This is a genomic window from Fulvivirga aurantia (assembly GCF_009711475.1).
Lineage (GTDB): Bacteria > Bacteroidota > Bacteroidia > Cytophagales > Cyclobacteriaceae > Fulvivirga > Fulvivirga aurantia.
Genome location: NZ_SMMD01000588.1, coordinates 1 through 4,331, shown reverse-complemented (window position 1 = coordinate 4,331; position 4,331 = coordinate 1). Strand labels below are relative to the sequence as shown.

Annotated in this window: 5 protein-coding genes; 3 read left to right on the top strand and 2 right to left on the bottom strand. The window is 38.6% G+C overall.

Features of this window, described 5'->3' with window-relative positions; all coding sequences use genetic code 11:
• On the top strand, window positions 1–1,104 hold a 1,104-nt coding region (locus E1176_RS05160), incomplete at its 5' end, for an NAD(P)/FAD-dependent oxidoreductase (RefSeq protein ID WP_155209500.1).
• Here E1176_RS05160 and E1176_RS05155 read toward each other — a convergent pair.
• On the bottom strand, window positions 1,101–2,000 hold the full coding sequence (locus E1176_RS05155) for a UbiA family prenyltransferase (RefSeq protein ID WP_155209499.1): 900 nt from the start codon (window positions 1,998–2,000) through the stop codon (window positions 1,101–1,103). The two genes, E1176_RS05160 and E1176_RS05155, sit on opposite strands and share 4 nt — an antisense overlap.
• Window positions 2,001–2,050: 50 nt before the next feature.
• Between E1176_RS05155 and E1176_RS05150 the strand changes: the two genes are divergently transcribed.
• On the top strand, window positions 2,051–3,148 hold the full coding sequence (locus E1176_RS05150) for a type III polyketide synthase (protein WP_155209498.1): 1,098 nt from the start codon (window positions 2,051–2,053) through the stop codon (window positions 3,146–3,148).
• Complete coding sequence (locus E1176_RS05145; protein ID WP_155209497.1) at window positions 3,141–3,848, top strand: methyltransferase domain-containing protein; 708 nt, start codon at window positions 3,141–3,143, stop codon at window positions 3,846–3,848. The genes E1176_RS05150 and E1176_RS05145 overlap by 8 nt, the downstream gene beginning before the upstream one ends.
• Window position 3,849: 1 nt before the next feature.
• Here the strand turns inward: E1176_RS05145 and E1176_RS05140 are convergent.
• Window positions 3,850–4,331 (bottom strand): nitroreductase family protein (locus E1176_RS05140; protein WP_155209496.1); only part of this gene is annotated, 482 nt, incomplete at its 5' end.

Sequence of the window (4,331 nt, the reverse complement as noted above, 5' to 3'; positions counted from 1 at the left end):
GTAGGCGGGGGTCTGGCAGGCCTCATTTCATCCATTTTATTGTCTCGATCAGGATATGATGTGGTACTTATAGAAAAGAAGAAATACCCTTTTCATAAGGTGTGTGGTGAATATATCTCTAATGAAGTAAAAGGCTTTTTAAAGCAGCATGATCTTTTCCCACATCATTTAGAGCCCTCTTCTATCAATCGCTTCCGACTGTCTTCCATCACCGGTAAAGCAGCATGTATAGATCTAAATTTGGGCGGTTTTGGCATAAGTCGGTACACGCTAGACCATTTCTTAGTTAGTGAAGCAAAAGAAGCCGGGGTAATTGTAATGGAAGAAACAACAGTTGACAACATCAAATATGAACGCTCTCACAATGATCATTTCAACATAATACTTTCTTCTGGAAAAGAACTACTGGCTAAATTTGTAATTGGCGCCTATGGCAAACGATCTAAAATTGACAAACAGCTAAATCGATCATTCATTCAAAAAAGATCTCCTTACATCGGTGTTAAGTATCACATTAGGTTTGACCATCCGGATAATGAGGTTGCGCTTCACAACTTTAAAGGTGGTTATTGTGGGTTGAATAAAGTAGATGGGGGCCTTTCAAATCTTTGCTATTTAAGCACGAGAGAAAATCTCAGAAGACATGGCCAAATTAGAGCTATGGAAGAAGCAGTGCTTTGCCAAAACCCCGAGCTTAAAGCTATCTTTTCAAATGCTAAGTTTGTTTTTGATCAACCCGAAGTAATTAATGAAATATCTTTTGAAACAAAAGGGCCTGTTGATCATCACATCCTTATGTGTGGTGATGCTGCCGGTATGATCACGCCTCTTTGTGGTAACGGAATGGCTATGGCAATTCATTCAGCCAAAGTAGTATATGAAACACTTCATGAGGGGTTTAAATACAATTTGAATCGTGCCGAAATAGAGATTCTTTACAGCAAGAGATGGCGAAGTCTTTTCGCCTCCAGGTTGTCCATCGGTCGTCAATTGCAAAAATTATTTGGCTCTGGTGCGTTGTCAAATTTTTCGGTAGGCATCATAAATAATATAAAGCCTTTAGCCCGGTTTTTAGTAGAAAAAACTCATGGCAAACCCTTTTAAAACCCTCCTTGTATCGCCTGTATGAGTTGTGTGCTGTCCAAAAAGAAGTAAATAAAGAAAGCATTTAAACAAGTAGCTGATATGGCATTTAACCACATGGTAAAAGTATAATTAGCCTTTTCCTGATTTTTTCTGACTAAAAAATACCAATAAGTAAAAAATCCGATTACAGGGGCAAGAGCGATAAAAAAATGTGTGCCATACTCAGCACTATGGTAGTTGGCAAAGTAAAAGTAGTACCCCATAGAAGCGATTGCAAAAACTATTGCTGTAAAATGAAACGTACCTCTGATTCCTAACTTATAACTTAATGTTACGTCTCCCCGCTTTTTATCTTCTTTGTGTTGATAGATTTGAGTCATAGGATATGAACCCCACAAAATTGCTGAAGACAATAACCCAGGTATGAGAATAGTTGGCTGCAAGGCCAAGTCGATTGAAAAACCATTTAGGCCCACATAAGCCATAAGAAAAGTAAACCAACCCTGGAATAACCCTGCGATCAACCAGCTGGTATATGGATATTTTTTTAATCGAAATATAGGGTGACTGTATGCTTTAGATACCAAACCATAGACAAAAAGCATAATCGCAAAATCATAGCTAATAAGCAACCCCAGACCGATAGCTATGACGTCAAACACAAGTGACATGTAGTACAGCCCTTTTGTAACCTTAGGTGGTTTTTTAAGGCCTCCTATACTTTCTGTGTCTTTATCAAAATAACTATTAAAGCCATTACTCGCGGGATATAGAAAAATGTGAAGCGCAACAAAAACAATGAACAACCTGGTAGGGTCTATGTTAACTGATACGGCTAATGCAAATAAGAAGACTGGCAACAGGAAGTATGAAAAGGGAATCCGCAAATGCAGCCAGGTAGATTTTTTAAACATAATGCTTCATTTAGCAGCCAAGATATCAATTTTTAACTATTATTGAATTAATGAGTGCGTACATCACCTCCATCGGCACGGCCAACCCTGAATATGAAATAACCCAGCATGAAGTCTTACAATTTATGCAAAAAGCCCATGGGATGGATAAAGAACAAGCGAGGAAACTTGAGGTACTCTATCGGGCAACGGGTATAAAAAATCGGTACTCTGTACTAGAGGATTATAAAAAGACCAACGGGTTCAGTTTTTTCCCAAACAACGAAGATTTATCGCCTTTTCCTTCTACAAAAAAGCGCGCTCAGGTATATAAAGAGGAAGCGTTAAATTTGAGCAAAGCGGCTATTAATGATTGCTTAGGCAAAGAATTTGATAAGTCCAGCATTACGCATTTGGTTACTGTAAGCTGTACAGGTTTGTTTGCTCCCGGTCTCGATATTGAACTCGTAAATGATCTGGGACTCAATAAATCCATACAGCGCACTGCCATCAATTTTATGGGTTGTTATGCAGCATTTAACGCCCTCAAAGTAGCACATGCAATATGCAATGCTAATGATCATGCTAAGGTGCTGATCGTCTGCACAGAACTTTGCAGCATACATTTTCAAAAAGAAAACACAGATGACAACTATCTGGCTAATGCCCTATTTGGCGATGGCTCTTCAGCAGTTTTGGTACAAACTCAGCCCACAAATGGAATAAGCCTATCTTTAGATCAGTTTTTTTGTGATTTACTTCCTAATGGAAGTGAAGAAATGGCATGGGAAGTAGGTGACTACGGTTTTGAAATGAAACTTTCTGCCTATGTGCCTGATGTGATAAAGAATGGAGTAAGTGCTCTGATCAAACGACTCAAAGAAAATATCGACAACTTTTCCTTCGATTATTACGCCATACACCCCGGAGGAAGGAAAATTTTGCAAGTACTGGAAGATGCTTTAAACATCACCAAATCGGAGAACAAATATGCCTATGAGGTGCTGAAAGGTTATGGTAATATGTCTTCAGCGACCATTCTATTTGTGATCAAATCAATTTTCGATCAACTCACCTCAGTTGATAACAATCGTCAAATACTAAGTTTTGCTTTTGGGCCTGGACTTACATTAGAAAGTATGGTACTCACCGTTACAAATCATGAGTAACAAATTCTCATTTCGCTCTGAGGAGGAAGAGATAATGGACGACCTCAATAGTGGTGGTCCGGTAATGGATCAAACCCTCAAAGAGCTAGAGTTTATCAATAAATGGCTTGGGGGTAACTATGTGACTTTAGACGGACTTAATCAGCTTATTCCGAATCATCAAGATAGCACTATTTCGATACTCGATATAGGCTGTGGTGGTGGCGACATGTTAAAACTCATGGCGCAATGGGCTAAAAAAAGAAAATTGACCGTAAAACTGATAGGTGTTGATGCCAATCCTCATGTAATCAAATTCGCTAAAAACAACACTAAAGACTATCCTGAAATAGAGTATTCAACACTCAATATATTTTCAGAAGAGTTTAAAAAGCTAAAGGTAGACATAATAACAGCCACACTATTTACTCATCATTTTGCAAATAGTGATTTAGTCACACTACTCAATCAATTTAAGTCGCAGGTAAACCTTGGTATCGTAATTAATGACTTGCACAGGCATTGGTTTGCATATCATTCTATAAAAATCCTCACACACCTGTTTTCTAAATCACCCATGGTAAAAAATGATGCCGCACTCTCCGTGCTACGGGCATTTAATAAGAAGGAATTGACAGCCATTTTAAAAGAAAGTAAACTCAATACATTTAATATAAAGTGGCTTTGGGCCTTTAGATGGCAGGTGGTAATAAGAACCTAAACTATTCTACCCAGCTAACTTTGTCTTCCATAGGTGTCCTTTTTCCTTTAGGCCATTTATCTGTTTTAGGCATACCTACGAATAAAAAGCCCAAGAGCTTATCATTGTCTCCAAGGTTAAAAAATGGTTTTGCTTCTTCATAAAAAGTAACTCCACCTGTGCTCCAATAGCAACCAACATTATGAGCTGATGCTGTGAGCCACGCATTTTGAACAGCTGATGCTGTAGCACAAATCTCTTCCACCTCAGGAACGCTTTGTTTTTTGTCTCGATGCATACCGACTGCTATTACGTGAGAGCATTCCATTGGCTTCGATTTCAGTTTTTCAAACTGCTTTGTATCAAAGTCATCAGGATGTTTGAGTTTGTACAAGGTCGCTTGAAAATCTGCTAACTTCTTAAGACCTTCTCCTTTGAAAACAACGAAGCGCCAAGGCTCAGTATGACGGTGAGTAGGTGCCCAATTTGCATTATTTAGCATTT

What these genes read in the sequence shown, in the direction of transcription:
- E1176_RS05155 (WP_155209499.1), bottom strand. Translation starts at nt 2,000, where the DNA reads ATGTTTAAAAAATCTACCTGGCTGCATTTGCGGATTCCCTTTTCATAC.
- E1176_RS05145 (WP_155209497.1), top strand. Translation starts at nt 3,141, where the DNA reads ATGAGTAACAAATTCTCATTTCGCTCTGAGGAGGAAGAGATAATGGAC.
- E1176_RS05150 (WP_155209498.1), top strand. Translation starts at nt 2,051, where the DNA reads ATGAGTGCGTACATCACCTCCATCGGCACGGCCAACCCTGAATATGAA.